Source organism: Micromonospora sp. CNZ295, from assembly GCF_004217535.1.
Genome location: NZ_SHKZ01000001.1, coordinates 430,421 through 456,522, shown reverse-complemented (window position 1 = coordinate 456,522; position 26,102 = coordinate 430,421). Strand labels below are relative to the sequence as shown.

At 71.2% G+C, this 26,102-nt stretch carries 22 protein-coding genes, 3 tRNA genes and 2 pseudogenes; 22 read left to right on the top strand and 5 right to left on the bottom strand.

The features are described 5' to 3' along the window. Nucleotides 1-21 precede the first annotated feature (21 nt). Both EV376_RS30650 and EV376_RS02150 read left to right on the top strand, forming a co-directional pair. A pseudogene (locus EV376_RS30650) lies at nucleotides 22-621 on the top strand (NADH-quinone oxidoreductase subunit C); the annotation flags it as partial. A 350-nt stretch (nucleotides 622-971) separates the two neighbouring features. Then, nucleotides 972-1,934 (top strand): complex I subunit 1 family protein, encoded by a 963-nt coding sequence (locus EV376_RS02150; RefSeq protein ID WP_130320472.1) that lies wholly within the window; start codon nucleotides 972-974, stop codon nucleotides 1,932-1,934. 20 nt (nucleotides 1,935-1,954) lie between these two features. Here the strand turns inward: EV376_RS02150 and EV376_RS02145 are convergent, their stop codons facing one another. Next, nucleotides 1,955-3,016 (bottom strand): glutathione S-transferase C-terminal domain-containing protein, encoded by a 1,062-nt coding sequence (locus EV376_RS02145; protein WP_130320471.1) that lies wholly within the window; start codon nucleotides 3,014-3,016, stop codon nucleotides 1,955-1,957. A 93-nt stretch (nucleotides 3,017-3,109) separates the two neighbouring features. Between EV376_RS02145 and EV376_RS02140 the strand changes: the two genes are divergently transcribed. From EV376_RS02140 to EV376_RS02095, 10 genes are all read left to right on the top strand, one after another. Beyond that, a complete protein-coding gene (locus EV376_RS02140) occupies nucleotides 3,110-3,547 on the top strand; it encodes an ester cyclase (RefSeq protein ID WP_130320470.1) in 438 nt (145 codons plus the stop codon). A 52-nt stretch (nucleotides 3,548-3,599) separates the two neighbouring features. Next, nucleotides 3,600-4,253, top strand: coding sequence for a NuoI/complex I 23 kDa subunit family protein (locus tag EV376_RS02135; RefSeq protein ID WP_130320469.1), 654 nt, complete (start codon nucleotides 3,600-3,602; stop codon nucleotides 4,251-4,253). Continuing rightward, entirely contained in the window at nucleotides 4,250-4,753 is a 504-nt protein-coding gene (locus EV376_RS02130) for an NADH-quinone oxidoreductase subunit J (RefSeq protein ID WP_130320468.1), read from the top strand. Before EV376_RS02135 ends, EV376_RS02130 begins: the two co-directional genes overlap by 4 nt. Further along, nucleotides 4,750-5,112: an NADH-quinone oxidoreductase subunit NuoK gene (gene nuoK / locus EV376_RS02125; protein WP_130320467.1), complete on the top strand. Its 363-nt coding sequence runs from the start codon at nucleotides 4,750-4,752 to the stop codon at nucleotides 5,110-5,112. The genes EV376_RS02130 and nuoK overlap by 4 nt, the downstream gene beginning before the upstream one ends. Continuing rightward, the gene (locus EV376_RS02120) at nucleotides 5,109-7,058 is read left to right on the top strand and encodes an NADH-quinone oxidoreductase subunit L (RefSeq protein WP_130320466.1); all 1,950 of its coding nucleotides are present in this window, start codon (nucleotides 5,109-5,111) and stop codon (nucleotides 7,056-7,058) included. Before nuoK ends, EV376_RS02120 begins: the two co-directional genes overlap by 4 nt. A 64-nt stretch (nucleotides 7,059-7,122) precedes the next feature. Further along, nucleotides 7,123-8,631 carry an NADH-quinone oxidoreductase subunit M gene (locus EV376_RS02115; RefSeq protein ID WP_130320465.1) on the top strand — a complete coding sequence of 503 codons (1,509 nt, stop codon included), beginning with the start codon at nucleotides 7,123-7,125 and terminating at the stop codon, nucleotides 8,629-8,631. A gap of 28 nt (nucleotides 8,632-8,659) precedes the next feature. Further along, complete coding sequence (locus tag EV376_RS02110; RefSeq protein WP_130320464.1) at nucleotides 8,660-10,195, top strand: proton-conducting transporter transmembrane domain-containing protein; 1,536 nt, start codon at nucleotides 8,660-8,662, stop codon at nucleotides 10,193-10,195. Between the two features lie 215 nt (nucleotides 10,196-10,410). After that, the gene (gene htpX, locus EV376_RS02105) at nucleotides 10,411-11,283 is read left to right on the top strand and encodes a zinc metalloprotease HtpX (protein ID WP_130320463.1); all 873 of its coding nucleotides are present in this window, start codon (nucleotides 10,411-10,413) and stop codon (nucleotides 11,281-11,283) included. 142 nt (nucleotides 11,284-11,425) lie between these two features. After that, nucleotides 11,426-12,685: an MFS transporter gene (locus tag EV376_RS02100; protein ID WP_130320462.1), complete on the top strand. Its 1,260-nt coding sequence runs from the start codon at nucleotides 11,426-11,428 to the stop codon at nucleotides 12,683-12,685. 171 nt (nucleotides 12,686-12,856) lie between these two features. Then, nucleotides 12,857-13,327: a GNAT family N-acetyltransferase gene (locus tag EV376_RS02095; protein WP_130320461.1), complete on the top strand. Its 471-nt coding sequence runs from the start codon at nucleotides 12,857-12,859 to the stop codon at nucleotides 13,325-13,327. Between the two features lie 30 nt (nucleotides 13,328-13,357). On the opposite strand, the gene EV376_RS02090 is transcribed toward EV376_RS02095, so the two are convergent. Next, nucleotides 13,358-14,053: a YoaK family protein gene (locus EV376_RS02090; protein ID WP_130320460.1), complete on the bottom strand. Its 696-nt coding sequence runs from the start codon at nucleotides 14,051-14,053 to the stop codon at nucleotides 13,358-13,360. Between the two features lie 212 nt (nucleotides 14,054-14,265). Between EV376_RS02090 and EV376_RS02085 the strand changes: the two genes are divergently transcribed. Then, nucleotides 14,266-15,195, top strand: coding sequence for an arylamine N-acetyltransferase (locus EV376_RS02085; RefSeq protein ID WP_130320459.1), 930 nt, complete (start codon nucleotides 14,266-14,268; stop codon nucleotides 15,193-15,195). A gap of 49 nt (nucleotides 15,196-15,244) precedes the next feature. On the opposite strand, the gene EV376_RS02080 is transcribed toward EV376_RS02085, so the two are convergent. Further along, on the bottom strand, nucleotides 15,245-15,739 hold the full coding sequence (locus EV376_RS02080; protein WP_130320458.1) for a YajQ family cyclic di-GMP-binding protein: 495 nt from the start codon (nucleotides 15,737-15,739) through the stop codon (nucleotides 15,245-15,247). A 147-nt stretch (nucleotides 15,740-15,886) separates the two neighbouring features. On the opposite strand from EV376_RS02080, the gene EV376_RS02075 reads away from it, so the two are divergent. The 3 genes from EV376_RS02075 (at nucleotide 15,887) to EV376_RS02065 (ending at nucleotide 18,024) form a co-directional block, all read left to right on the top strand. Continuing rightward, nucleotides 15,887-15,970 (top strand) — tRNA-Tyr (locus EV376_RS02075). 151 nt (nucleotides 15,971-16,121) lie between these two features. Then, nucleotides 16,122-16,982, top strand: coding sequence for a TIR domain-containing protein (locus EV376_RS02070; protein WP_165437935.1), 861 nt, complete (start codon nucleotides 16,122-16,124; stop codon nucleotides 16,980-16,982). A 541-nt stretch (nucleotides 16,983-17,523) separates the two neighbouring features. Next, nucleotides 17,524-18,024, top strand: a complete 501-nt coding sequence (locus EV376_RS02065; protein WP_486482492.1) for a DUF488 domain-containing protein — start codon at nucleotides 17,524-17,526, stop codon at nucleotides 18,022-18,024. Here the strand turns inward: EV376_RS02065 and EV376_RS02060 are convergent. Then, nucleotides 18,014-18,847, bottom strand: coding sequence for a hypothetical protein (locus EV376_RS02060; protein ID WP_165438149.1), 834 nt, complete (start codon nucleotides 18,845-18,847; stop codon nucleotides 18,014-18,016). The two genes, EV376_RS02065 and EV376_RS02060, sit on opposite strands and share 11 nt — an antisense overlap. A 217-nt stretch (nucleotides 18,848-19,064) precedes the next feature. On the opposite strand from EV376_RS02060, the gene EV376_RS02055 reads away from it, so the two are divergent. Continuing rightward, entirely contained in the window at nucleotides 19,065-20,105 is a 1,041-nt protein-coding gene (locus EV376_RS02055; protein ID WP_130320455.1) for a DUF3644 domain-containing protein, read from the top strand. A gap of 227 nt (nucleotides 20,106-20,332) precedes the next feature. Here EV376_RS02055 and EV376_RS02050 read toward each other — a convergent pair. Then, nucleotides 20,333-21,720: pseudogene (locus EV376_RS02050) on the bottom strand (IS1380 family transposase). A 1,003-nt stretch (nucleotides 21,721-22,723) separates the two neighbouring features. Here EV376_RS02050 and EV376_RS30030 point away from each other — a divergent pair. From EV376_RS30030 to rpmG, 5 genes are all read left to right on the top strand, one after another. After that, a complete protein-coding gene (locus EV376_RS30030; protein WP_165437934.1) occupies nucleotides 22,724-22,867 on the top strand; it encodes a hypothetical protein in 144 nt (47 codons plus the stop codon). 45 nt (nucleotides 22,868-22,912) lie between these two features. Beyond that, nucleotides 22,913-25,444, top strand: coding sequence for an EAL domain-containing protein (locus tag EV376_RS02040; protein ID WP_130320454.1), 2,532 nt, complete (start codon nucleotides 22,913-22,915; stop codon nucleotides 25,442-25,444). A gap of 92 nt (nucleotides 25,445-25,536) precedes the next feature. Further along, nucleotides 25,537-25,609: transfer RNA gene (locus tag EV376_RS02035), tRNA-Thr, on the top strand. 25 nt (nucleotides 25,610-25,634) lie between these two features. Further along, nucleotides 25,635-25,707, top strand: a tRNA-Met gene (locus EV376_RS02030). Nucleotides 25,708-25,839: 132 nt separating this feature from the next. Next, entirely contained in the window at nucleotides 25,840-26,007 is a 168-nt protein-coding gene (gene rpmG, locus EV376_RS02025; protein ID WP_093403583.1) for a 50S ribosomal protein L33, read from the top strand. Nucleotides 26,008-26,102 lie beyond the last annotated feature (95 nt).

The following is a 26,102-nucleotide window of genomic DNA, read 5'->3' as shown; positions in this document are numbered from 1 at the left end:
CGGGTCCGTAGGATCAGCGGCATGACTCCGGACGAGGTCGGCCAGCGGTTGGCCGCGCTGCTCGCACCGGCCGAGGTCACCACGTCGGTCTCCGGTGGCCAGGCGCACGCCCGCGCCACCGTCGACGTACCGGCGGCGAGCTGGGTCGAGGCGCTGCGCGCGGCCCGCGACGACGGCGACCTGGCGTGCGACTTCTTCGACTGGCTGTCCGCCGTCGACGAGCTGGCCGGCGGCTTCGACGTGGTGGCCCACGTGTGGTCCACCACGCACCGGCACGGCCTGCTGCTGCGCACCCGGGTGCCCCGCGAGACGCCGACGGTCCCCTCGGTGGTCGGGGTCTACCCCGGCGCGGCGTGGCACGAGCGCGAGACACACGAGATGTTCGGCATCGACTTCGCCGGGCACGCCGACCTGAAGCCGCTGCTGCTGCCCCCCGAGTTCGAGGGACACCCGCTGCGCAAGGAGTTCGTCCTGGCCTCCCGGGTGGCCAAGCCGTGGCCGGGCGCGAAGGAGCCCGGCGAGTCCGAGGCCGGTGGTGGCCGCCGCCCGATCCGCCCGCCCGGCGTACCCGCCCCCGGCGAGTGGGGCACGACGCCCACACCGGCCGGAGCCGCCGGCGCCGGAGAGGGCCCGCGCGGCGGGGTGCCGGCCCGGCCGGCCCGGGAACGGCCCGCCCGACCCGCTCCGGGCGCCCGCCCGCCGCGTACCCCGCGCCCGACCGACACCGCCGACGGGCCGGCACCGGCCGACCCGCGTCGGGCCGACGCGGCGGCCGGTCCCCCCGACGCCGGGTCGCAGGCCGAGCCGGCCGCGCGCGGCGACCGGCCGGCCGCGCCGGGCACCGGTCCGCTGCCCGGCGCCACCGGCGGGCCGGGCGACGGTCCGGCCCGCTCGGGTCCGCCGGCCGACCGGCCGTCGGCCCGCGGCCCGGCGGCCACCGAGCGGGCCGACGACGACGGAGGTGCGTCCTGATGCCGCTCTGGCTGGAGCTGCTGCTGCGGGTGGGTGGCGTGCTGGTCGCCTTCCTGACCCTGCCGCTGCTGGTCGGCCAGGCCGAGCACAAGGTGATGGCGCACATGCAGGGCCGGCTCGGCCCGATGTACGCCGGCGCCTTCCACGGCTGGGCCCAACTCGTCGCCGACGGCGTGAAGTTCGTGCAGAAGGAGGACGTGACGCCCCGGCAGGCGGACCGCCCGGTGTTCCGGCTGGCCCCCGTCGTCGCCCTGGTGCCCTACCTGCTGGTGCTGCTGGTGATCCCGCTCGGGCCGGGCGACCTGGTCGCGCAACCACTGGACATCGGGCTGTTCTTCGTGCTGGCCGTGGTCGGCGTCGGCGTGGTGGCCGTGCTGATGTCGGCCTGGGCGTCGGCCAACAAGTACAGCCTGCTCGGCGGGCTGCGCGGCGCCGCCCAGCTGCTCGGTTACGAGCTGCCGCTGGTGCTCGCCGCCGCGTCGGTGGCGATGGCGGCCGGCACGCTGAGCCTCCCCGGCATCGTCGAGGCGTGGGAGCCGTGGTGGCTGCTCTGGCAGGCCCCGGCGATGGTCGTCTTCTTCGTCGCCGGGCTGGCCGAGATCCGGCGTCCCCCGTTCGACATGCCCATCGCGGACTCGGAGCTGGTGTTCGGGTACCTGACCGAGTACACCGGGCTGCGGTTCGCGTTCTTCCTGCTCGCCGAGTACGTGGGCATCGTGGTGATCGCCGCGCTCACCACGGTGCTGTTCCTCGGCGGCTGGCAGGGCCCGTTCGCCGACGCCCAGCTCGGTTGGCTGTGGACGCTGCTCAAGGTGGCCGCTGTCAGCTTCGTGATCATCTGGCTCCGGGTGACCTACCCGCGCCTGCGCGAGGACCAGCTCCAGCGCCTCTGCTGGCTGGTCCTGGTCCCCGCGTCGCTGGCGCAACTCGTCCTCACGGCAGCGGTCCGCGTCGCCCTCTGACCGTCGCCGGGTGCGGGTGGTCAGCCCAGCGGGGTGTGTGCCGGGTCGACGCGTTCCGCCGGCGGGGGTGGCGGGGGTGGGGTGCCGTCGCCGAAGGGGCGACCGCCCAGGTCCTCGCGGCCGTGCGGGGTCAGCCAGTTGGACAGGTCGGGGCCGAGCGGGACGATGCCGGTCGGGTTGATGTCCCGGTGCACCTCGTAGTAGTGCCGCTTGATGTCGTCGAAGTCGATCGTGTCGCCGAAGCCGGGAGTCTGGAACAGGTCCCGGGCGTACGCCCACAGCACCGGCAGCTCGGTCAGCTTGTTCCGGTTGCACTTGAAGTGGCCGTGGTAGACCGGGTCGAAGCGGACCAGCGTCGTGAACAGGCGCACGTCCGCCTCGGTGATCGTGTCGCCGACCAGGTACCGCTGGCCGGCCAGCCGCTCGCTCAACCAGTCCAGCCGGTCGAACAGCCGGCGGAACGCCCGCTCGTACGCCTCCTGGCTGCCGGCGAACCCGCAGCGGTAGACGCCGTTGTTGACGTCGGCGAAGGCGAGCGCGTTGACCTCGTCGATCTCGTCGCGCAGCCGCTCCGGGTAGAGGTCCGGCGCGCCGTCGCGATGGTGGGCCGTCCACTCCGTCGACAGGTCGAGGCTCATCTGCGCGTAGTCGTTGGTCACCACCTGCCCGCTCGGCACATCGACGATCGCGGGCACGGTGATGCCCCGGTCGTAGCCGGGGAAGCGCTTGAAGTACGCCTCCGCCAGCCGTTCGATGCCGAGCACCGGGTCCCGGCCGTCCGGATCCAGATCGAAGGTCCAGCTCCGCTTGTCGTGGGTCGGGCCGGCCACCGCCATCGAGATGGCCTCCTCCAGCCCGAGCAGCCGCCGGACGATGATCAGCCGGTTCGCCCAGGGGCAGGCCCGGCTCACCGCCAGCCGGTACCGCCCCGGCTCCACCGGCCAGCCGTTCCGCGCGTCGGCGGTGATCCGGGTGGCGATGTAGCGCTGGTCTCGGGTGAACTCGCCGCCCGGCTCCACGTACTTCCCGCCGGTGCGCAGGAGCACCTCGTCGTTGCTGGTCGCTGTCCGGTCCTCGGTCACGCCGTCCCCTCCGTTCGCGGTGCCTGGCCTCCCATCATGGCCGCTGCGCACCCGACCGGCCCGCCGACCGCCGAACGGGGCTACGCTGCCGCGGTGACCGATGTGGAGGCGGCGGCGCGGCGGTTCGTCGCCGACGTGTGGAACGCCGGGCGCGAGGAGTCGGCGTACGAGCTGGTCGCGCCGGAGTGCCCCGGCCTCGGCGGCGGCACCGGCCCGGCGGCCACGCTGGCCTGGCACCGGGACCGCCGGTCGGCCTTCCCGGACCTGCGCTACAAGATCGTGGACCTGGTGGCGGGCGGCGACCGGGTGGCCGTGCACTGGCGCGCGGCCGGCACCCAGGCCGGCCGGTTCGGACCGGTGCCGCCGACCGGCCAGGTGGTCAGCTACTCGGGGGCGACGTTCCTGCGCTTCGACGCCGCCGGCCGGATCGTGGACGTCTGGAGCTGCAACGAGTTGTTCCAACTCCTTCAGCAGCTCGGGGTCGAGATGCTGCCGCCCGCTCCGGGAGGCGCCAGCGGGACCGGGGCGTGATCCGGCCGGGATGGCCGGGTGGTGGTCGCGCGCGCCGAGGGCACAGGGCAGGATGGTCGGCATGACCGACCCCAGCGAGCGCGACGGCCCGGACGCCGGCGAGCGCGGCCTGCCCGGCGCGGGCCTGGTCAAGGGGCTCGCGGTCACGCTGAGGACGATGACCCGGCGCTCGACCACCCAGCAGTACCCGGATGTCGCCCCCGCGCTGCCGCCGCGCTCGCGCGGCGTGATCGCGCTGCTCGAGGAGAACTGCACGGTCTGCATGCTCTGCGCGCGGGAGTGTCCGGACTGGTGCATCTACATCGACTCGCACAAGGAGGAGGTGGCCGTTCCCGGCGCGGCCCGCCCCCGGCAGCGCAACGTGCTCGACCGGTTCGACATCGACTTCTCGCTCTGCATGTACTGCGGCATCTGTGTCGAGGTCTGCCCGTTCGACGCGCTCTACTGGACCCCCGAGTTCGAGTACGCCGAGTACGACATCAAGGACCTGCTCCACGACAAGGAGCACCTGGGGGAGTGGATGGGCACCGTCCCGCCGCCGCCCGCCCACGACCCGAACGGCGAGCCGGCCAAGGAGGAGACCGCCGCCGCGCGCAAGGCCGCGGTCCCGGCCGGCCCCGCCGCCCGTCCGGCCGCCCCACCGGTACGCCCCGAGCGCCGTCCCGCCGGCGGCGCCACCGGGGACGGGGAAGGCGCCACCCCGTGACCGCCGCGGACGCGCTGCTGCTCGCCCTGGGCGCGCTGGCCGTCGGCTCCGGCGCCCTGGTGGTGGCCACGAAGCACCTGGTCCGGGCCGGCCTCTACCTGGTGGTCTGCCTCGGGGCGGTGGCCGGGATGTACCTGGTGCTCACCGCCGAGCTGGTGGCCTGGGTGCAGGTGCTGATCTACGTGGGCGCGGTGGTGGTGCTGCTGCTCTTCGCGGTGATGCTCACCCGCGCCCCGATCGGGGCCTCGGACGACCTGGACCGGCCGGGCTGGCCGGCCGCCCTGATCGGCGGCGGCAGCGGGCTCGGGCTGGCCGCGCTGCTGGTCGACGCGTACCGGTGGTCGGCGGTGGAGCTGCCGGCGGCGGGCACCGCGGACCGCATCGGCGAGCAGGTCTTCCGCAGCTGGGTGCTGCCGTTCGAGGTGCTGTCGGTGCTGCTGCTCGCCGCCCTGGTGGGGGCGATCATCCTGTCCCGGCCGGACATCGGGCGGTCCCGGTGAGGCCGGTCATCCCGTACGTCACGGCCGCGCTGCTGTTCGGCCTCGGCGGGTACGGCGTGCTGCGCCGCCGCAACGCCGTACTGGTGCTGATGGCGCTGGAGTTGATGCTCAACGCGGTGAACCTGATCCTGGTCACCGCCGACACCACGGTCCGGTCCCAGCTGCCGCACGGCGGCCAGGTCTTCGCGCTGTTCGTGATCGTGCTGGCCGCCGCCGAGGTGGGCGTCGGGCTGGCCATCGTCCTCCAGCTCTACCGGCTCCGGGCCAGCGTCGCGGTGGACGAGGTGCCATTGAGCGAGCCGCCGGCCGCGACCGTCCCGGCCGTTGCCGGCGGCGCGTCGACGGAGGAGACCCGGTGAGCACACCAGCCCTGCTCGGCGCGCTGCTGCCCGCCGTACCTCTGGTGGCCGGTTTGGTCGGGCTGCTCCTGCCGCCCTCGCCCCGGGGCTCGACCACCGGCGAGGGCCCGGCCCGGCGGGCGGCGATCGCGCTGGGCGTGACCGGCGCGGCGGTGTCCCTGGCGCTCGCGCTGGCGTTGCTCGCCACGCTGGACGCACCGGCCGAGGCGTCGCGCACCTGGATCGATCTCGGTGGGCTGGCGGTCACCCTCGGCGTCCGGCTGGACGGCACGGTGGCGCTGGTGGCCGTCGCGGTCACCGCGGTGGCCCTCGCGGTGCAGGTGTACTCGGTCGGCTACCTCAAGCGCGGCCCGCACGACGACGTGGACGTCGACCACCGCTACCCGCCGTACGCCGCGCAGGTCAGCCTCTTCACCGCGGCGATGCTGCTGGTGGTGGTCTCCGGCGACCTGATCCTGCTGCTGGTCGGCTGGGAGGTGATGGGCATCTGCTCGTACCTGCTGATCGCCCACGACCGCCGGCTGCCGGAGGCGCCCGCCGCCGCGGTGAAGGCGTTCCTGGTCACCCGGGTGGGTGACGTCGGTTTCCTGCTCGGCATCGCGTTGCTCGGCGTCTCGGCGGGCAGCTTCCGGATCGCCGACGTGCTCGCCCACGACCACGCCACCGGCACGCTCACCGCAGCCGGCCTGCTCCTGCTGGCCGGGGTGGCCGGCAAGAGCGCCCAGTTCCCGCTGCACACCTGGCTGCCGGACGCGATGGCCGGCCCGACGCCGATCTCCGCGCTGATCCACGCGGCCACGATGGTCGCCGCCGGCGTGTACGTGGTCGCCCGGCTGTTCCCGCTCTTCGAGCAGGTGCCGGTCGCGCTGGCCGTGCTCGGCGTCATGGCCTCGGTGACCCTGCTGCTCGGCGCGTTCGCCGCCACCGCGCAGGACGACATCAAACGCGTGCTCGCCTGGTCGACGGTCTCCCAGATCGGCTACATGACCGGCGCCCTGGCCGTCGGGGCGCCCGACGCGGCGCTGTTCCACCTGCTCACCCACGCCGCCTTCAAGGCGCTGCTCTTCCTCGCCGCCGGTGCGGTGATCCACGCCGTGGGCACCACGCTGATGTCCCGGATGGGTGGCCTGCGCCGCACGATGCCGGTGACCTTCTGGTGCACGGTGGTCGGGCTCGGCGCGCTGGCCGGGTTGCCGCCGTTCTCCGGCTTCTTCAGCAAGGACAACGTCCTGTACGCCGCGGAGAACGCCGCGCTGCACGGCGGCCCCGCGCCGGCCTGGGTGGGCTGGCTGGTCTGGCTGGCCGGCCTGATCGGCGTCGCGGTCACCGCCTGGTACGCCACCCGGCTCCTGCTCCGCACGTTCCTCGGCGAGTCCCGCACACCGCTGGTGCAGCCGCACGATCCGCCCGCGGTGCTGCGGTGGCCGGTGCTGCTGCTCGCCGTTCCGGCCGCCCTGCTCGGCCTCGCCGGGTTCTCCGGCGGCTTCGCCGGGCGGCTGGAGCCGTTCGTCCCGGCCACCCCCGAGCGGCCGTCGGACCTGCTGCCGCCGGAGCCGCTGGTGCACGTCGGTCCGACGGTCCTGCTGCCGCTCGCCCTGCTGGCGCTCGGGGCCGGGCTCGCCTGGGGCCGCTGGCGGCGGGACCCGGCCGCCGACCCGGCCGCCGCGCTGGGTCCGCTGCGGCCGCTGTTCGCTCGCGCGTTCCGGCTCGACGATGTCCAGCACGCCCTGGTCGTACGCCCGGTGACCGGGATCGCCGCGGTCACGCGTACCGCCGACGAGGTGGTGGTGGACGGCGCCGTCACCGGCAGTGGCCGGGCCGCGTCCGGCCTCGGCGGGGCGCTGGCGGCGCTGCACCGGGCCGCGCTGCCCCGGGCCGCGGCCGGCGTGCTGGCCGGCGCGCTGCTGATCGGGCTGGCGGCCGTGCTGATCGGGGGCGTCGCGTGACCGGGCGGCGGCTCCTGACGGGCGTGGCGTCGGACGCCACCGCCGATCCGAGCGAGGTGGCGTCGTGAACCTCGGCGAGTTCCTGCTGGTGGCGGTCCTGGCGCTGCCGGCGCTCGGCGCGCTCGCGGTCACCGCGACCCGGCACGACCGGGCGGCCCGGGTGGTCGGCGTCGGCGCCGCCGCGCTGACCCTGCTCGCCACGCTGCCGCTGGCCGCCGGCCGGGACGGTGGCTGGACGTCCGACGGCCCCACGCCCCCGGCGGTCCGTCCGTGGCACCGGGTGGACCTGCCCTGGGTTCCCGGCCTGGACCTGCGCTTCCACCTGGGCGTCGACGGCATCTCGTGGCCCCTGGTCGTGCTGACCGCGCTGCTCACGCTGCTCTGCTGCGGATACACGCTGTGGAAGGTCCCGGACGGCGGTAGCGGCCGGGCCCTGGTGGCGTTGCTGCTGGCGGTCGAGGTGGGCATCCTCGGCACCTTCCTCGCCCTCGACCTGGTGCTGTTCTTCGTCTTCTTCGAGGTCGTCCTCCTGCCGATGTACGCGGTCATCGCCGGCTGGGGCGGGCCGGACCGGCGGCGGGCGGCCCGCAAATTCGCGCTCTACACGCTGTTCGGCTCGGTGCTCCTGCTGGTGGGCGTCTTCGTCGTGGTCGCCGCGGCCGGCACCGCCGACGTCGTCGCGCTCACCGGCGGTACCGGGCTGTCCCGGGGCACCCAGCTCGCGGCGTTCGCCCTGCTGGCGGTCGCCTTCGCGGTGAAGAGTCCGCTGTGGCCGCTGCACTCCTGGCTGCCGGACGCGCACACCCAGGCCCCCACCGTGGGCAGCGTGATCCTCGCCGGGGTGCTGCTCAAGATGGGCACGTACGGGCTGATCCGGATCGCGGTCGGCGTCGCTCCCGAGGGCGCCCGCTGGGCCGCGCCGGTGCTGGGCGTGCTGGCGGTCGCCGCGATCCTGGTCGGCTCCCTGGTCTGCCTGGCGCAGACCGAGCTGAAGCGGCTGATCGCGTACTCCAGCGTGGGGCACATGGGCTTCGTGCTGCTCGGTGTCGCCACGCTCACCGCCACCGGCCTGCAGGCGGCCCTGATCGGCAACGTCGCACACGGGATCATCACCGGCCTGCTGTTCTTCCTCGCCGGTGCGGTCAAGGACCGGGCGCACACCGGGGAACTGGCCGACCTGTCCGGGCTGCGTGAGACGGCCCCCCGGCTGGCCGGGCTGCTCGGCTTCGCCGCCGTCGCCTCGCTCGGCCTGCCCGGCCTGGCCGGCTTCTGGGGCGAGGCGTTCGCCGTGGTCGCCGCGGTACGCGTCGGCGGCCCGCTCTGGCTGACCCTTGCCGCGCTCGCGGCGATCGGCGGGGCGCTCACCGCCGCGTACTTCCTGCGCCTGCTGCGCCAGGTGACCCACGGGCGGCCCAGCCTGGCGGTGGAGCCGCTCGCCCCCGGTGTGGCGCGGGCCGAACTCGCCGCCTGGGCCCCGCTGGTGCTGCTCGCGCTCGCCGTCGGGCTCGTACCGACCCTGGTGCTCGGTGTCGCGGAGGCACCGGTGGGCGCCCTGGTGGAGGTGCTGCGGTGAGGTCCGGAGCGCTGGTGGAGGTGCTGCGATGAGCGTCGTGCAGAGCGTCGACAACGTGGCGCTGCTCCCGGCGTACCTGGCCGCCGGCACGGCCGTGCTGGTGCTGCTCGCCGACCTTCTGGTCGCCCGGGCCCGGGTCACCGTGGCGGCCGCCGCCGTCGGGGCGGTCGCCACCGTGGTGGGGTCCGTCCTCGTGGGCGCCGGGGGGGAGCGGCGCACGTTCTGCGTCGGGGCCGACTGCTCGTACGTCTTCGGCGGCCGAGCCGTCCTCGTCGCCGTGGTCGTCGCCCTGCTCACGCTGGGCGTGTTGGGGCTGTCCTGGCCGTTGCTGCGGGCCGGCACGTCGCCGGCGGGGGAGTACTCCTTCCTGCTCGCCGCCTCGATGACCGGCGGTGTGGTGCTCGGCGCGGCCGGCGACCTGATCACCCTGATCGTCGCCCTGGAGACCCTGACCCTGCCGCTGTACGTGCTGGTCGGCCTGCGTCGGGGCAGCCTGGCCGGTGTCGCGGCGGCGATCACCTTCTTCGTGGTCAGCGTGGTCGCCACCACGGTGACGCTGCTCGGTGCCGCCCTGCTCTACGCGGCCACCGGCGCGCTGCACCTGGGCCGGCTCGGCGCGCTCTTCGCCGAGCGACCGGAGCTGCTCGACCTGCCGCTGGCCACCGCCGCCGTCGCGCTGATCGTGCTCGGGCTGGCCTTCAAGGTGGCCGCGGTGCCGTTCCACGCCTGGGCGCCCGCCACGTACGACGGGGCGCCGCTGCCGGTGGCCGCGTACCTGTCGACCGCCTCGAAGCTCGGCGGGGTGGTGGCCCTGCTGGCCGTGGTGCAGCACGCCCTGCCGGCCGAGGTGACCGGCCCGGTGCTCGCCCTGCTCGCGGTGCTCACCATGACCGTCGGCAACCTGGTGGCGCTGCGCCAGCGGCGGATGGTCCGGCTGCTCGCCTGGTCCTCCGTCGCCCAGGCCGGCTACATCCTCGCCCCACTCGGTGCGCTGGCGCTGGCCGCCGGACGCGCCGGCGACGCCCGGGCCGCCGCGTACGCGGCCGCCGTCGCGTACACCGTCTTCTTCGTGGTCCTGGAGCTGGGCGCCTTCGCGGCCGTCGTCGCGCTGCGGCCCGCCGGCGCCGACGGCGGCACGCTCGACGACCTGCGCGGCGCGGCCCGCCGGCGGCCGGTGGCGGCGGTGGCGCTCGCGCTGGCCCTGGTCGGTCTCGCCGGCCTGCCGCCGGGCCTGGCCGGGCTCTTCGCGAAGGTCACCGTGGTCCGGTCGCTGCTCGACGGCGGCGCCGCCTGGCTCGCCCTCGTGGTCGCCGTCAACGCGGTGGTCGGTCTGGCCTACTACCTGCGGGTCGCCGCCCTGCTCTGGGCGGCACCCGCGGCGGGGCCCACCCCGGCGGAGGGCGCCCCGGCGCCGGCCGACCACCTGCCGGTCGGTTCCGGGTCGGCCGGGCCGGCGCCGGGGGTCCGCGCCTGGCCGGTCGCGGCGGTCCTGGCGGCGGCCACGGTGGCGGCCCTGGTGATCGGTGTGGCACCGCAGCTCGTACTCGGCCTCGCCGCGCGCTGACCGCCGCGACCACCCACCACGCCGCCCGAGATCGACTCCCGATGCGGCATCCCGCGCTGTCCGCGTGCCCGGACACCGCGCCCCGCCGCACTCCGAGTGGATCACGTTGGCCGCGCTCCCAGGCATTTCACAGCCATACGACGGATGGTTGACGGGTACCGGTGTTGTTGAACCGGTCAGCGGATCCTCGCGGTCCGCGCACCGAAGGAGTGACCGTGCACCACAACCGTCTGAAGACAGCCCTGCTGCTCGGCCTGCTCACCTCGTTGATCCTGGCGGTGGGCTACTGGTTGGGCGGCAGCGGCGGACTGGTGATCGCCGTCGTCGTCTCGCTGGTGATGAACGGCGTCAGCTACTTCTACTCCGACAAGCTCGCACTGCGCGCGATGCGGGCGCAACCGGTCAGCGAGGCACAGTTCCCCGAGCTCTACCGGATGGTGCGGGAGCTGGCCGCCGAGGCCCGGCAGCCGATGCCGCGCCTCTACGTGAGCCCGACCTCGCAGCCCAACGCGTTCGCGACCGGTCGTAACCCGCAGAACGCGGCCGTCTGCGTCACGCAGGGGATCGTGGAGATCCTCGACTACCGCGAGCTGCGTGGGGTGATCGGGCACGAGCTTTCGCACGTCTACAACCGGGACATCCTCATCTCCAGCGTGGCGGCCGGACTGGCCGGCATCATCACCGCGCTGGCCAACCTGGCGTTCTTCATCCCGCTCGGTGGCGACGACGAGGACGGCCCGAACCCGGCCGTGCTGTTGCTGACGATCATCCTCGGCCCGATCGCGGCCACCCTGATCCAGCTCGCGATCAGCCGCAGCCGGGAGTTCCAGGCGGACGCCTCCGGCGCCCAGCTCACCCGGGACCCGCTGGCGCTGGCCAGCGCCCTTCGGAAGATCCACCTGGGTACGCAGGCGCGCCCGCTGGCACCGCAGGGGCAGCTCACCAGCACCGCCCACCTGATGATCGACAACCCGTTCAAGGGCGGCGGGGTGGCCGCGCTCTTCGCCACCCATCCCCGGATGGAGGAGCGGGTCGCCCGACTGGAGCAGATGGCAGGCAGCACCGGCCCGATCCAGTACCGCCGCTGACCCCAGCGACCGGCCGCACCCCGCGCCGCCCGCGGCGTGGGGTGCGGCCGGTCCGGGAGCAGGCGATAACACGTTTTCCGCGGTCCCGGCCGGCGTTAGGGTCGGAGCGGCTCCCACTCATTACACCCTCTGGAGGTCGGCCGTGGCCGCTCTGCGCCGGTACGCGGGCGTCTGGCGGATCCCCGGCGCGCCGATGCTGCTGGTCACCGGCATCCTCGGCCGGCTCGGTATCGGCATGACGCCGTTGGCGCTGCTGCTCGTCGTCGAGCAGGTCACCGGACGGTACTCCCTCGCCGCCGTGGCCGGCGGCAGCTACGCGCTGTCCGGCGCGGCGCTCAGCCCGGTCGCCGGCCGAATCGCCGACCGGATCGGGCCGAGCCGGGTGCTGCTCGGCACCGCCGTCGCCCACCCGCTCGCCCTGCTCGGGCTGCTCTGGGCGGCCCGCACCGAGGCGGTCAGCCTGGCGTACGTCTTCGTCGCCGCCGGAGTGGCCGGTGCCACGTACCCGCCGCTCACCGCCGCCATCCGCGGCGCCTGGAACGACCTCACCGCGCCCGCCACCGGCCGCTGGCACCTGCGCAACACCGCGCTGGCCGCCGAGACCACGCTCTTCGAGCTGGTGTTCGTGCTCGGCCCGCTGCTCGTCGCCGGGTTCGTGCTGCTCGCCGACGCGGGTGCCGCCCTGGTCGGCTCGGCCGTGGTCACGTTCGCTGGGACGACGACCGTCGCGCTGGGCCGGGTCATGCGCGGCTGGCGACCCCACTCGCGCGAGCACCGCACCCGGGGCCTCGGGCCGCTGCGCCTCGCCGGCTTCCCGGCCCTGCTGCTCTGCGTGGCCAGTCTCGGCATCGCCTTCGGCGCGGCGGGCGTCATCGTGCCCGCCTTCGCCACCGGCTACACCCTCGACGACCCGGACAGCCTCGCCGGAGTGCTGTTGGCCGTCTGGGGCATCGGCAGCGCGGCCGGCGGCCTGTGGTACGGCACCCGCCGGCCGGCGAGCAACATGAGCCGGCAGTTCGCGCTGCTCCTCGCCGCCGTCGCGGCCAGCTTCGCGGTGTTCGCCCTGATGCGCACCCCGACCGCGCTGGGCACCGCCCTGGTGATCGGCGGCGCCACCATCGCCCCGGCGCTCACCCTGGAGAACACCCTGGTCGGGCGGATCTCGCCGACCAGCATGCTAAACGAGGCGTACACCTGGGTGGTGACCATGTCGGTCGGCGCGAGCGCGGCCGGCGGCGCGGTCGCCGGGCTCATCATCGACCACGCCGGCGGCGTGCCGTGGGCCTTCCTCTTCGCCGGGGCGGCGGTCGCCGTCGGGGCCGTGGTCGCCGGCCTGCCGGCCGGGCCGATCGCCCGCGCGGAGGCCGAAGCGGCACGCACCGAACAGCCGGTGGTGGTCTGATCCGGCCCGTCCGGGGTACCACCACCCCGTGTTCGTCTTCTTCTCCAACCGGGTCGGCTGTCTGGGCTCCCTGCTGATCAGCGCGATCGTCACGGTCATCCTGCTGCTCATCTTCGCCTGGTGAGGCGCGGTAGCATCTGCGCCCGGTAGGGCGGCGGAGGCGGGTGCGCGATGGAGTTGACGGCGTTCGAGGCGGCACACGCGGCGGTGATCGCCGGCTGGTCCTCGTCAGCGGAGGAGTCCCGACGCTGGTGCTCCCGCGACGAGGTCACGCCCGACGTGGTCGCCGGGTGGGCCGCCGCCTCAGACGTGGTCGCGTACGTCGCGGTCGAGGACGGCGAGCCCGTGGCGTACGGGGAACTCTGGGTGGACGACGAGGAGGCGGAGGTCGAGCTGGCCCGCCTGATCGTCGCGCCCGCGCACCGCGGCCGAGGGCTCGGCCGGGCACTGGTGACCCGACTGACCGCGGCGGCGCTCGGCCATCACCCGGCGGTGTTCATGCGGGTGCATCCGGCCAACACCCCCGCGCTGCGCTGCTACGCCGGAGCCGGGTTCGTGCCGGTCCCCGCGGAGCAGGCCGCCCAGTGGAACGAGGGACAGCCGGTGGCGTACGTCTGGCTGAGCCACCCGGCGGGCGACTGACCGGCTCGCCGCGTCCTCCCGGCGTGCCGGCTATCGGCCCGCCCGCCCTCGGGGACGGGTGCCGGCGGCGACCACCAGGACCACCAGGACCGCCGCCAGGGCGGGCGCCCACAGGGGTGCCAGCCGCAGCACCGCCGCGCCGAGCACCGCGCCGGCCAGCAGGCCCGACAACCGGGCGGCACCGCCCGCGCCGTCCGCGAACCGGTGCGGGTCCAGCACCAGGTTCCGCACCAGCTTGGTCAGCGAGCCGGTCAGGTACGTCGTCGCGGCGCCCCGGATCCCGGAGCTGATCGTCACCACGCTCTGTATCCCGCTGGCGATGGCGGCGCCGGCGAGCAGCGCCAGCGTCACCCCGTACCCGGGCCGGCCGTTCGTCGCCCACCAGCCCGTCGCGACGCCCGCCAGCAGCAGCGCCTCGGCCGCCAGCACCAGGCCCGTCCGCCCCTGCCAGCCCGCCTCGACCCGCCGCAACGACAGCGTGCCGGCGGCCACGCCCAGCGCGTAGCCGCCGACCGCGACCGCCCCGCCCAGCATCAACCGGGCCTCGGCGGCGACGAGCGCGTGGCCGAACTGCACCAGGTTGCCGGTGATGACGCTGGCGAAGAAGCTGCCCAGCCGGGTCACGCAGAAGACGTCGAGGCAGCCGGTCGCCGCGGCCAGCACGACCAGTCGACGCCCCACGGCCCGCTGCGACAGGGCGCCGCCGTCCGTCCCCGTTCCCCCGATCCGGGTTCCTCCTTTCCGATGCTGAGGAGGCCGGTCTTCCCGTCCCTCCGCCGTTCATGTCAGCGGCGTGGGCGGGCTCGTCGTCGGGAGAGGTATCAGTGCCGCTGCTCGCACTGAACTCCGCGCGGCACGCTTGGCTGTTCCCGACGGCCCTGTTTCCGGCTGGTCCGCCGACCGGCCCGGCTGTCACAGCCCGGCAATAGCCTGAGCCGATGCCCGACTCCTCCGCCGCCACCACCGCCGCCGGTAAGCCCGGTCAGTGGCACCCGCCCCTGCTCGACGGCGCGCTACTCCCGGCGTACCTGCGGCGCCTGGGCCTCGATCCGGCCGAAGAGCGGTCGCAACCGCCCTCACCGGCACAGCTGCGGCGCCTGCACGCCGCGCACGTGGCACGGGTGCCGTACGAGACGATGTGGATCGCGCTCGACGGGTCGCGGGGCATCCACCCGGTCGAGTCGGCCCGGGAGGTCGCCCGGGGCCGGGGCGGATACTGCTACCACCTCAACGGCGCGTTCTCGGCGCTGCTGGCGTCCCTCGGCTATCACGTGACCTGGCACCGCGGTGGGGTGCAGGGTCGGGGGTCGGCGATGCCGCCGGGTGCCGACGGCAACCACCTCGCGCTGACCACGGTCCTCGACGGGCGCACGTGGTGGCTGGACGTCGGCCTGGGCGACGGGCCGCTGGAACCGGCGCCGCTCGAGGCTGCGGCCTTCGGGCGGGACGGGGGCTTCCGCCTAAGACCGTCGGCCGTCGTACCCGGTGGCTGGCGGTTCGACCACGAACCGGGCGGCACCTTCGACGGCATGGACTTCTCTCTCGCCCCGGCCGCTCCCGCCGACCTCGTGGACCGCCACGTCGAGTTGTCCACGTCGCCGGCCTCCGGGTTCGTCCGCGTGGTCACCGTCCAGCACCGCACTCCGGCCGGCGTCCGGGCGCTGCGCGGCCGCGTGCTGACCGAGAGACCTGTCTCCGGGCCCGCGACGGCGCGGGACGTCCTGCGCTACGACGAGTGGCGTGCGGTGCTGACCGACACATTCGGCCTCGCGCTCGACGATGTCCCGGCCGACCGGCTGCGGGCGGTGTGGCGCCGCATTCAGGTGGCGCACGAGGAGTGGGAACGCGCCGGCCGACCACGGTCGTGACCGCGGGCGGCGGCCGGCGTGACCCGTGGGCGGCGGCGGCCGTTCCGCGTTACCTGTAGTTGGTGAACTGGAGGGCCACGCCGAAGTCCTCACCCTTCAGCATGGCGATGACGGCCTGCAGGTCGTCCTTCTTCTTGCCGGTGACGCGCAGCTGGTCGCCCTGGATCTGGGCCTGGACGCCCTTGGGGCCCTCGTCGCGGATCTTCTTGCTGATCGCCTTGGCCTTGTCCGAGTCGATGCCCTGGATGACCTTGCAGTCGATCTTGAAGACTTTGCCCGACGCCCGCGGGTCGCCCGCGTCCAGCGACTTCAGCGAGATGTTCCGCTTGACCAGCTTCTCCTTGAAGACCTCCAGCGCGGCTCGGACCCGCTCCTCGGTCTCCGCCTGCAGGCTGATCGCCTCCTCGCCGGACCACGAGATCTCGGCGCCCGTGCCCCGGAAGTCGAACCGCGTCGCGAGCTCCTTCTCCGCCTGCCGGAGCGCGTTGTCCACCTCCTGGCGGTCGACCTTGCTCACGATGTCGAACGACGGATTGGCTGCCATGCTGATGCTCCTGTTGTCCGGGCGGTCTGTCCTGTTCTGTATACCGCTGACCGGCGGTACGACCCCCTGACGGTACCCGCTTGCACCGGAGCCGGGGACAGCCGCTATCCTTGCTTCCACTGCCGCGTCACGACGCGGTGGTGCCCTGGCGGGTTGCCCGAGCGGCCAATGGGAGCGGACTGTAAATCCGTCGCGAAAGCTACAGAGGTTCGAATCCTCTACCCGCCACCAGGGAACGGCAAGGCCTCTGACCTGCGGAAACGTTGGTTAGGGGCCTTCGTCGTCTCCGGTTGTTGTTGACCTTGGTTGCCCCTACTTGCCCGACGGATCGGGCACGCAACGGGCACGGCTGCGGCTGTTCACTGCAACCCCGGAGGAGCGCGTGAAAGTCTTCATCAGCTGGTCCAAGCCCACGAGCAAGCAGTTCGCCTCCATCCTTCGCGACTGGCTTCCCGACGTGATCCAAGAGGTCAAGCCTTGGATGTCGAGCGAAGACATCGGCAAGGGGCAACGCTGGGCGGCGCAAGTTGGTGCCCAGTTGGGGGAGCTTGGGCAGGGGATCCTATGCATCACCGCCGAGAACCAGCGGGAGCCCTGGCTGAACTTCGAGGCGGGCGCGTTGGCCAAATCTCTGGAGGATTCCCGAGTACGGCCCCTTCTACTGGACCTCAAGCCGACCGATGTGACGGGGCCCTTGGCCCAGTTCCAATCCACGTTGGCGACGGACAAAGACGACATGTTTCGCCTGGTGGCGTCACTGAACGAAGCATGCGGCACCTCGCTGGAGCCAGACCGGCTACAGCGAGCCTTTGACCGCTTGTGGGACGACTACCTCGAGAAGGTGCAAGCGATCCCGCCCAGCTCGGCCTCCGCCCAAGCAGAGGCTCGGCGCTCCCCTGACGACTTGCTCAGCGAGGTGTTGGAGCGGGTGAGAGAGCTACAGCGCTCCATGACCGACAAGATCGGGCTGGGTCCAAAGAGGCACCAACGGGTGTTCGCAGCAGCCCTCGGCGATGGGACGCTCGTCATCAATGGCGGAACTGTCTACCACCCCAAGTTCGGCCAGGGAGTAGCCGAGATGCTGCTCGCTGATCCCACCCAGCCTCCACACGTCGGCGTTCGGTTCCCCAAGCTCGGCCGCGCGGGGCGATTTGTTGACGTGCGGGAGCTTTCAACTTCGCCGTGGCCCGATCAAGCAACGCCAGCGGAGGATGGGGCGGAGGTAGTGGAGGCTGAGGCCTGAGGATCTCCTCGTCGGGCAGTCGCCGGACCTTCCAGCCTCCCCGGACGGGGACAAGGTGGAGCGCCCTACTGGACGAACGACCTTGGCCCCGTCCGGGGAGGCTGGTAGCCCTTGTGGTGCTCGTCGAGGTGATCCGCCTCCGGCTGATCTCTGAGGAGGGTCGGGGTTCGGGGCGGAGCCCCGAGGTCTTCGTGGTCCTGGTCGTCCCGCCAGCGTGGCCGGCCGGCCCGGCCGATGCCGGCCGGAGGTCGCCAGCAGGCCGGGGCCGGGCCGGCGCGGCCCGCTTTGCGGGCCGCCTTGATCCTCTAAGAGCACGATTCGGCAGTGCGCTCGATGTAGCAGGTGGGCGCTGCTCGCCGTGTCACGGTTGACCGCGTGGTGACCTCGCCTCGTGGCCGCCGGCTGCCTCCCGGCGGGATCGCACGGGTTCCTTACCCGCCTTCTTCCCAAGCAGCCACCGGCCTGCGACCTGCGCTCCAAACATAGGCGTTCTGTCAGCGAATGCCCATTGCATCCTTTGCGCCCCTTACATCACTATTGAATGTCTATGCACGCGCTACCGGCTGAATTGTGGAAGGCTGTGGCTGTGACGACAGTGCCTCAAACCACGGAAGCGGGACTGGTCGGTGTCGGCTACCAGGGCCTGACGGCGGACGAACTTGTGAGGGACCTCGTAGCTATGGGGGTTTCGTGCCTCGTTGATGTCCGCCTAAACCCAGTCTCGCGGAAGCCGGGGTTAAGCAAGGCTTCACTCGGTCGTGCCCTGGCCAAAGCCGGGATCGACTACCAGCATCGGCGCGAGCTTGGCAACCCAAAGAGTAACCGCGCTGGCTTCGCCGGCCCTCCAGATGACCTCGCCGCCGCGCGCTCGACATTTCGTCGACAGTTGCTGAGCTGCCCCGAAGCGGACAAAGCGCTTCACGACATAGCTTTAGCCGGTCGTACTCAATTGATTGCCTTGTTGTGTTACGAGGCAGATCAGGACCGATGCCATCGAGACATCGTGCTAGGCGAGGTGCAAAAGCGGCTTCCTACCTTTTAGGCCAATACACTCCGAGAACGCTAAACACATGAGCTCGCTTCGCCTGGTTGCCCACATAGAACGCAACATCTCGGTCGGGAGCACAAACCTGCCCAAGGAATTTGTCTATCAATGACTGTCGCGCTGATTCTTTGGACATGGAGGCTAGCCTGTTTCGTTGAAAAGCCACGAATTCCCAGTCAAGCATGCCCTGTCTGTGTCCCCCGCATCGACGGTCGCTGCAGCGGTATCGGTAGAACCCCTTGAATCGGGGTGGCTCTAGTGGAGTCCGCTCCTGGGTGCTCAGCAAGTCGAGCTGTTGTACGTACATGTCTATCTTGTGTTGCTCCTCAGGGCTCCAGCCGGGATGGTCCTCGACTTCAAGCTTGCTGATATCTTGCGGCCGGACCAGTGCGAGGGACTGAGCGTTAGCGCTGTCGCGTGCATTCCGATTCAGGCGACACATCGAGTCCTCGATGTAGGGGTCCAGCCAGGATCGGCGCGGCTCCCAAGGCTTGAGGTGGCCCTCGTTGCTTATGGTCGCCATTATGGGCTTCCAGCTTTCCCTGCGCTGATCTTCCCTGGCGGGTTTCGCGTCTACACTGATCACGTCGTACTTCTTGAACTTCCCTTCGCTCTCCAGCTCCCGAAAGTTGATCGGATAGAGGCGAAGCCAGCCTCGCCGCTGGTAGTCGGTACTTAGGCCGGCCACGCACACCGTTTCGCCGTACCGCTCTGAGGGATTAGGTGCGGCCTTGACCGCGATGATCAGCTTTAGTCGCACGAACGCATCGGACGCCGGCTTGGGATCGGGGCCGGCTTCTTTCGGGCCGAAGAAGGACATTTGAGTCACTTGCGCCACCTCGCCGATTGCTCAGTGTCACCGCCTCATGGGTTAGGAGTGACAGCTAACCATGTGTGCGTCCTAACCGGAAGGTTGACAAGCGACCTCGGCTCCCCAAGTCCGACACATCAAGCATTTCGCTCCGGGATCGTCGGTGGTCCTAGAACGCCTGATCGAATAACTTCGTGGCATCCAGGCCGCGCAGTAACATGTGCTGATGGCTCCTCGTCCACGGTGGTGGCACCAACTGCAGGCTGCGCGGCAGGAAGCTATCCTTGCGGTCGATCTCTATAACCGGTCTGGCCGCGATCGGCAACTCGAAGCGTTTATCGTGCACATGTCGATGGCGTGGCTGAAGATGCTTCAAGCCAAGTACGACCGGGACAAGCTAGACTTCTATGTGCGCAACTCGAAAGGCCATCGACAGCGCACCCGAGACGGTGACTGGGTCACAAAGCCGCTGCACCAAATGATGACCGAGCAATTCAAAGAACGCGATCCCAGACGAATAAATCTGGAATTCTTTGTCGGCCTTCGCAACAAGATTGAACACCGACACGAGCGAGACATCGCGACGCTTGTGGCCGGCCGGACTCAAGCATTCATGTTGAATTTTGAGCAAACCCTTGTATCTGAGTTTGGCCACGAGGAGTCGTTGGGAGAGTTTCTGCGCTTTCCCTTATTCATTTCGTCCATCACGCAAGATGCTGTCGAGGCGCTGAAGGCGGTTCGCAGGAGAGTGCCACGGGGCGTTGCAGAGTACATACAGGACTTCGACGCCTCGCTGGAACCAGAGCTTAGCGGCCACCCAAGCTATGACTTCCGTGTGTACCTGGTGCCTAAAACCGGCGGTAAGACCACCGCAGATGCCGCAATGAGCTTCGTCCGAATGGAGGACCTGGACGCGGAGCAACTTGCCCTGATGGACAAGGTGCAGACAATTATTCGGGATAAGGAGGTGCCAGTGTCAGATCTTGGAGCCCTCCTTCCGGGACAAGTCGCCAAACAGATCACAAAGCTGCTGGGTTTTCGATTCAGCGTGAATGATCACAGCTTAGCTTGGAAGTTCTACCAAGTGCGCCCCCCAGAGGGCGACCCTCATCCAGAGCGGACCAAGAGCCAGTTCTGTACATACAATCGGGCGTTCAAGCGCTACGTCTACACTGAGGCGTGGGTTAAGTATTTGGCCCGCCACTTGTCGGACGCGGAAACTTACCGGAATGTGATTGGTCGTGACCAGCCAAAGGTCGGCGAGTAGGCAAAAGGCTCAGCGCGCGCATGGAAAGCCTGCCCCTAGCCGCTGAGCCTCGATCCACCGACGCGGTTTCCACCGAACATCAGTTGATCATCTCGGTATTGGGTGATTCGGCGGGTATGGGGAAGCCGCTGATCACGTGATCGGCTTGCTCCGGGCGTGTTTGTTCGGGGTGGGACCGGGGTTGTGGCCTGTGGTCGGGCCGCCTGGTTTCAGTCGTTATGGCGTGGTCAGCCGGGCGCTGGGTGGACGGCGGTGAACAGGTTGTCGAATCCTGCCTGCCAGGGCCAGTGCTCGGGTAGGTGCAGGTGGATGGCGCGGGCCCGGTGCGCGAGGCGGGCGGTGACATTGATGATCCGGGTGCGGATGGTGGCGGTCCGAGCGGTGGCGTAGCGGCCGGCGGCGAGGTGTCCGGCGGCGCGGTTGAGGTTGTGACTGATGGCGGCGCAGGTCAGCCAGGCGTCGTTCGCGGCGAACCGGCCGGACGGCAGGTGCGCCAGGGGCCCGGCGATCAGATCCGCGTTGACTTGCTCGATGACAGCATGTTGGCGGTGCTGGGCTTCGGCCTGCACCAGGGTGAACGGGCTGTCGGTGAACACCGCGTGATACCGGTAGGCGGGCAGCAGTTCTTCCTGGCCGGGGATCTGTGCCGGGTTGTCGCGGCGAACCCTGCGCACGATCAGCCGGGCGGTCACAGCGTGCCGGGTGCCGACGAACGCGGTGTAGACGGTTTCGGCGATCTGCGCGTCGGAGATCCACCGCTGGGCGTCGTCGTCCCAGACGGCTTGCGGATACCGGATGTCGATCCACTGGTCCTCGTTGATGCTCGCGCACGCGGCACGGATCTTCGCATCGATCCGGCAGGTGACCGAGAACCGCACCTTCCGGCGGCGGCACGTGGAAATCACGGTCTTGGCGTAGAACGCCGAGTCGGCCCGGACCACGATCTCCCCGGTGGCGCCGCACGATCGGGCGGTGGTGATCGCTTCGGCGAGCATGCTCGCGGCACCGCGCGCGGAGCCGGCGTTACCGCTGCGCAGCCGGGTGGCGGCGATCACCGGCGCGGACAGCGGAGTGGACAGCGTTGTGATCAGCGGGTTGTAACCGCGTAGCCAGACGTTGTAGCCGCCGACCTTGGCATGGCCGAACCCGGTGCCCTGCTTCTGCTTGCCGTAGACGCGCCGCAGCATCGAGTCGATATCCACAAAGGTCAGCACGTCGGCGCCGGCCAGCAACGGTGTGCGCCCGGCCAGGCCGATCAGGGTGTCGCGGGCGGCGCCCTGCAACTGCCGCACGTGCCCGTGGGTGAACGTGCGCAGGAACGAGCCCAGCGTCGAGGGCGCGTACACGCCGGTGAACAGCGACCGCATGCCACCGTGCCGGGCGATGCCCAGGTCGTCGATGCTGTCCGCGCCGGCCAGCATGCCCGCCACGACCGTGGCGACCTTGCCCGCCGGGTTCGCGCCCTTGTCCGTCGGCAGCCGCACCCGGTCGGCGACCGCGTCGTGCAGACCGGCCTGCTGAGCCAGGCGCATCACCGGGACCAGACCGGCACAAGACACCAGATTCGATCATCGAACGTCGCGCGCACCACCGGCGCATCATGGCGTAATCTCACCTGCGAGGTGCCCTCTCGGACCGGCGGAATAGAAGCGTCGCAACTCCTATCCTTCCAGTTCAGAGGGCACTTTCTATCTCCGGGGTCCCGTCATCCCAGCATTGATCGGTGGATCGAGGCTGAGGGGGGACCGCCGCAGCAATGCGGCGGCCCTACCCGACGCTGGCGCATCCAGCGTCATCGCAAAGGGGGGACCAACGGCATTTCAGCTACACCTGTCCGGCCAAGAAGTCGCTCAAAGCGGTGATGGCCAAGGTGAAGACCCGGTGCCGGCAGGTCGAGGTGAACCAGCCGCTGGACGACCTGATCCGCAGGCTCAACCAAAGCGGTACGGGGCGGGTGCGCCGGCCTCCGGCCCGGCGTTTCGTCGGCGACCTTCGCCTACCTTTGCCACCACCTGTGGCAGACGGTCTGGCGATGGCTCCGGCGAAACACCGCCAGAGCACCTGGAGGGAACTGCGCCGCCGCTACTGCGACGGCGGATGGTGGGCCCACGGACAACGGGAACTGTTCGACCCGGAGAAACGTGGGCCGGTGCCTTCCCGCAACCGCCGAGGCCGCTCGAAGGAGGACGCCCGCAGCCTGTTGTCAAGTGGGCATCGCCCGTGCGCGGGGCCGGGTCGCGGTACGCCTTCGCGGCGTCCGGACGGGGCTCGATGCTGTCCCTCGCCGCTCTGCGCCGGTAGTTCCCGTCGGCCATCGGGACCGGTATGGTGGTCGATGTTTCTGCGCCACCTGGGCTGTGTCGGAGTGCCTCGTGACGGCACCGGCAAGGCCCATGCTGCAATTTCCACCGGAAGGTCGGAATCGGCACCAGGTGAAGCGACCCCGGCCGTCGTACCCGCGCTGATCTGGGCTGACCCGGCTCCCACCTGGTCCGAACGGCGCGACCTTGCCGACGCGCGACCGAGCCGGCGCTCCACCGGCTTTTTCTGTACGCCTGCCTTGTGGCACGATCGTGGAACCCCGCTACTCCCGTGACGCTTACTCGACAGGAGCACTCATGTCTGGTCGAAACGTGGGCCGGCTGCTTGGCTCGCTTCTCCTAGTTGCGGCGTTCCTCGGCGGTAGCTTCGTCGGCGAACTCACGGACCTTGGGGAAGCGCGGACGATGGAGATCATCTGGAACATGCCGGCGCCCCGCTGACCCGCGGTCCGTCCGAACCAGCGGCGTCGGTGAGGAGGGCGTGACATGGCGGGTCGAGGCCGCACTGGTCCGCGCCCTACCGAGTACGCCTGGTTGATCACCGGGCCGATGGCGATTCTCGCCGTCGTCTGCTCGACAGTCGTCGGTCTGGTCGCGCCCGAGCCCTTCAAGGGGCTGCCGCTTGCGGCGGTCCTGCTGGTCGCGATGGTGGCTGCCGGCCTCCCGGTGCTGAACTTCTCCGTCCGTCGGCAGTCCATCGGAGTAAGCCTCACCGACATCCCGCTGGTTCTCGCGTTCTTCCTCGTGGGGCCGCTCGCGGTGGTCACGATCCACACGCTTGCGGCGATCATCACGCACCTTCGGCACCGGTTCGGCGCGACCAAGTTCTGGTTCAACGTCGCCCGGGCGGCCGCTGGGTCGTCCCTCGCCGTCCTCGTCCTACAGGCTCTTCCGCCGGTGCGGGGAGTCGGCCCCGGTACCTGGCTGATCCTCCTCGCCGCGGCCAGCATGGTCACCCTGGTGAGCATCACCTCGGTGGCGGGAGTGCACACGCTCCTGCAGGGCTGGCAGGCCGGCCGGGAGGCGCTGCGGAAGTCCCCGCCGGCGTTCCTCGCGGTGGCCATCAACATCGCCAGCGGCATCGTGGTCCTGATCCTGATCGCCACCACCTGGTGGTCGCTGCTGCTGCTGGCCGGGCTCGCCCTCGCGCTGTCCCTGGTGTACCGGGCGTACGCCCAGTTCTTCCGGCAGCATCGCACCCTCACCCACATGTACGACCTGAGCCGTGCCGTCGTGGAGAGCGGACAGGACGGGACGCTGCCCGACGCGCTGCTCGGCCGGGTGCGGGCGCTGATGCAGGCCGAGTACGCCACTCTCTGGCTCCCCGCGCAGGGCCGGCATCCGGAGGTGCTGCTCACCGCCCGGAACGACGACCAGGGGCTGCTCGATCTCGCCCGGACCCCGGTCGCATTGCGGGAACGGGCCTCGGCGGAGGGCCGCACCGTCGCCATCGGCCGTGCCATGGCGACCGACCCCGACCTGCGCAGCGCTGTCACCGCACAGGACGTGAAGGACGTGATCGTCGTACCGCTGCGGTCCGGCCAGGCGGTGATCGGGACGCTCGAGGTGGCCAACCGGCTGGGCGACAGCAACAACTTCGTCCGGCAGGACATCCCGCTGTTCGAGACGGTCGCCGCCCACGCGGCGGTCGCCCTGGAGAATTCCCGGCTCGTCGACCGGCTGCGGCACGACGCGTACCACGACTCGCTCACCAAGCTGCCCAACCGCCGCCGGGTCACCGCGGCACTGGAGGAGGCGGTCAAGATCCGGGCGCCGGGCGAGGTGGTGGCGCTGCTGCTGTTCGACGTCGACCGGCTGCGCGAGGTCAATGAGTCGCTGGGTCACGCCGCGGGCGACAAGGTCCTGGTGGAGGTCGCCGGACGGCTCCGCTCCCGGGCCCCGTCCTCGGCGCTGGTCGGCCGGGTCGGTGGTGACGAGTTCCTCGTCACGCTGCGGCTGGAGAGCGCCGAGGCGGCGCTGGAGATGGCCGCCCGGATGCGGGAGCAGATCCGTGCCGAGATGGTCTTCGACGACGGGCTCACCGTGGACGTCGACACCGCGGTGGGCGTGGTCACCCACCCGGAGCACGGCAGTGACCCCGCGGCGCTGCTGCAACGGGTCGATCTCGCGGCGACCGCGGCCAAGGGCGTGCCGGGCAGCGTCCAGCTGTTCAACCCGGCGCTGGAGTCCCGGTCGCTGCGCCGCCTCGGCCTCGCCGGCGACCTGCGGCGAGCCCTGGACGACGGGGAGCTCGAGGTCTACTTCCAGCCCAAGGTCACCCTGCGGGACCGGCGGCTGGTCGGCGTCGAGTGCCTGGCCCGCTGGGACGACCCGGCGCACGGCTCGGTCGCCCCGGACGACTTCGTCGCCGTCGCCGAGCACACCGGCCAACTGGGCCGGCTGACGGAGTTCGTGCTGCGGGAGGGCCTGCGGCGCAGCCGGGACTGGGCGCACGGGGGCCACCCGCTGTCCGTCGCGGTCAACCTCTCGCCGCGTACGCTCACCGACCAGCACTTCCCGGCCCGCGTGCAGGAACTGCTCGAGGAGTACGGCGTACCGCCGCAGCGGCTCACGCTGGAGATCAAGGAAGCCGGGGTGCTGGACGGCACCGACCGGCCGATCCCGACCCTGCGCCGCCTGCGCGACCTGGGCGTCCGCCTCTCGGTGGACGACTTCGGCACCGGACACTCCTCGCTGGCCCACCTGCGTCGGCTGCCGGTGCACGAGGTGAAGGTCGACCGCTCGTTCGTGCAGGGCATGGCGACCGACCCGGGCGACCTGGCGATCGTGAACGCCGTGGTCACGCTCTCCCAGCAGTTCGGTCTCGCCGTGGTGGCCGAGGGCGTGGAGAGCGAGTTGACCCTGGAGCTGCTTCAGGACATCGGCTGCGAGATCGGGCAGGGCTTCCTGTTCAGCCGGCCGCTGCCGTACGAGCGGCTGGAGGCGTGGTTCGGCGCGCAGGTGGACCCGGAGGCGGTGCCCGCGGGGGAGCTGCCGCGCCTTCGGGCGGTGCCCTGAGCTGGGGGGACATGCGGCCAGGGGATCCGATTTCACCTGCGCGATCCGGCCGTGTACTCTTACCTCTGCGCGACCACCGAGTGATCGCGCAGGCCCCCTTAGCTCAGTCGGCAGAGCGTCTCCATGGTAAGGAGAAGGTCTACGGTTCGATTCCGTAAGGGGGCTCAGAGGGTCCGGCTGGACCCGCCACGGCGGTGTAGCTCAGATGGCAGAGCAAGCGGCTCATAATCGCTGTGTCGCCGGTTCAAGTCCGGCCACCGCTACTCTCATCCACCGGGCTACCTCCCGGCGGATGATGGGATGGGCGCCACAGGCGCCCACTTTGCATGTCCGCGTGGTCAGCGCGTAGGCTGATGCGCCGTAGTTGTCACCCTTAGCGAGGAAGGCACTCCGCCGTGGCGAAGGCGACCGATGTCCGGCCGAAGATCACTTTGGCGTGTGTGGAGTGCAAGGAGCGCAACTACATCACGCGCAAGAACCGTCGTAACGACCCGGACCGCATCGAGCTGAAGAAGTTCTGCCCTCGCGACGGGCGGCACACGCTCCACCGCGAGACCCGCTGACCTGCGGCCGGCGCTGCCGGCCCGGTTCTCCCAGCACCCCGATCGCCGATCCGCCGACCCGGCGTGGCTCCCCGAGCCGCCGCCGGCCGGGTGGG

Excerpts from the sequence above, each read along its gene's own strand:
- EV376_RS02150 (WP_130320472.1), top strand. The coding sequence starts at position 972 with ATGCCGCTCTGGCTGGAGCTGCTGCTGCGGGTGGGTGGCGTGCTGGTC.
- EV376_RS02135 (WP_130320469.1), top strand. The coding sequence starts at position 3,600 with ATGGTCGGCATGACCGACCCCAGCGAGCGCGACGGCCCGGACGCCGGC.
- EV376_RS02110 (WP_130320464.1), top strand. The coding sequence starts at position 8,660 with ATGAGCGTCGTGCAGAGCGTCGACAACGTGGCGCTGCTCCCGGCGTAC.
- EV376_RS02095 (WP_130320461.1), top strand. The coding sequence starts at position 12,857 with ATGGAGTTGACGGCGTTCGAGGCGGCACACGCGGCGGTGATCGCCGGC.
- EV376_RS02085 (WP_130320459.1), top strand. The coding sequence starts at position 14,266 with ATGCCCGACTCCTCCGCCGCCACCACCGCCGCCGGTAAGCCCGGTCAG.
- EV376_RS02080 (WP_130320458.1), bottom strand. The coding sequence starts at position 15,739 with ATGGCAGCCAATCCGTCGTTCGACATCGTGAGCAAGGTCGACCGCCAG.
- EV376_RS02065 (WP_486482492.1), top strand. The coding sequence starts at position 17,524 with ATGTCTATGCACGCGCTACCGGCTGAATTGTGGAAGGCTGTGGCTGTG.
- EV376_RS02060 (WP_165438149.1), bottom strand. The coding sequence starts at position 18,847 with ATGTCCTTCTTCGGCCCGAAAGAAGCCGGCCCCGATCCCAAGCCGGCG.
- EV376_RS02055 (WP_130320455.1), top strand. The coding sequence starts at position 19,065 with ATGGCTCCTCGTCCACGGTGGTGGCACCAACTGCAGGCTGCGCGGCAG.
- EV376_RS30030 (WP_165437934.1), top strand. The coding sequence starts at position 22,724 with ATGTCTGGTCGAAACGTGGGCCGGCTGCTTGGCTCGCTTCTCCTAGTT.
- EV376_RS02040 (WP_130320454.1), top strand. The coding sequence starts at position 22,913 with ATGGCGGGTCGAGGCCGCACTGGTCCGCGCCCTACCGAGTACGCCTGG.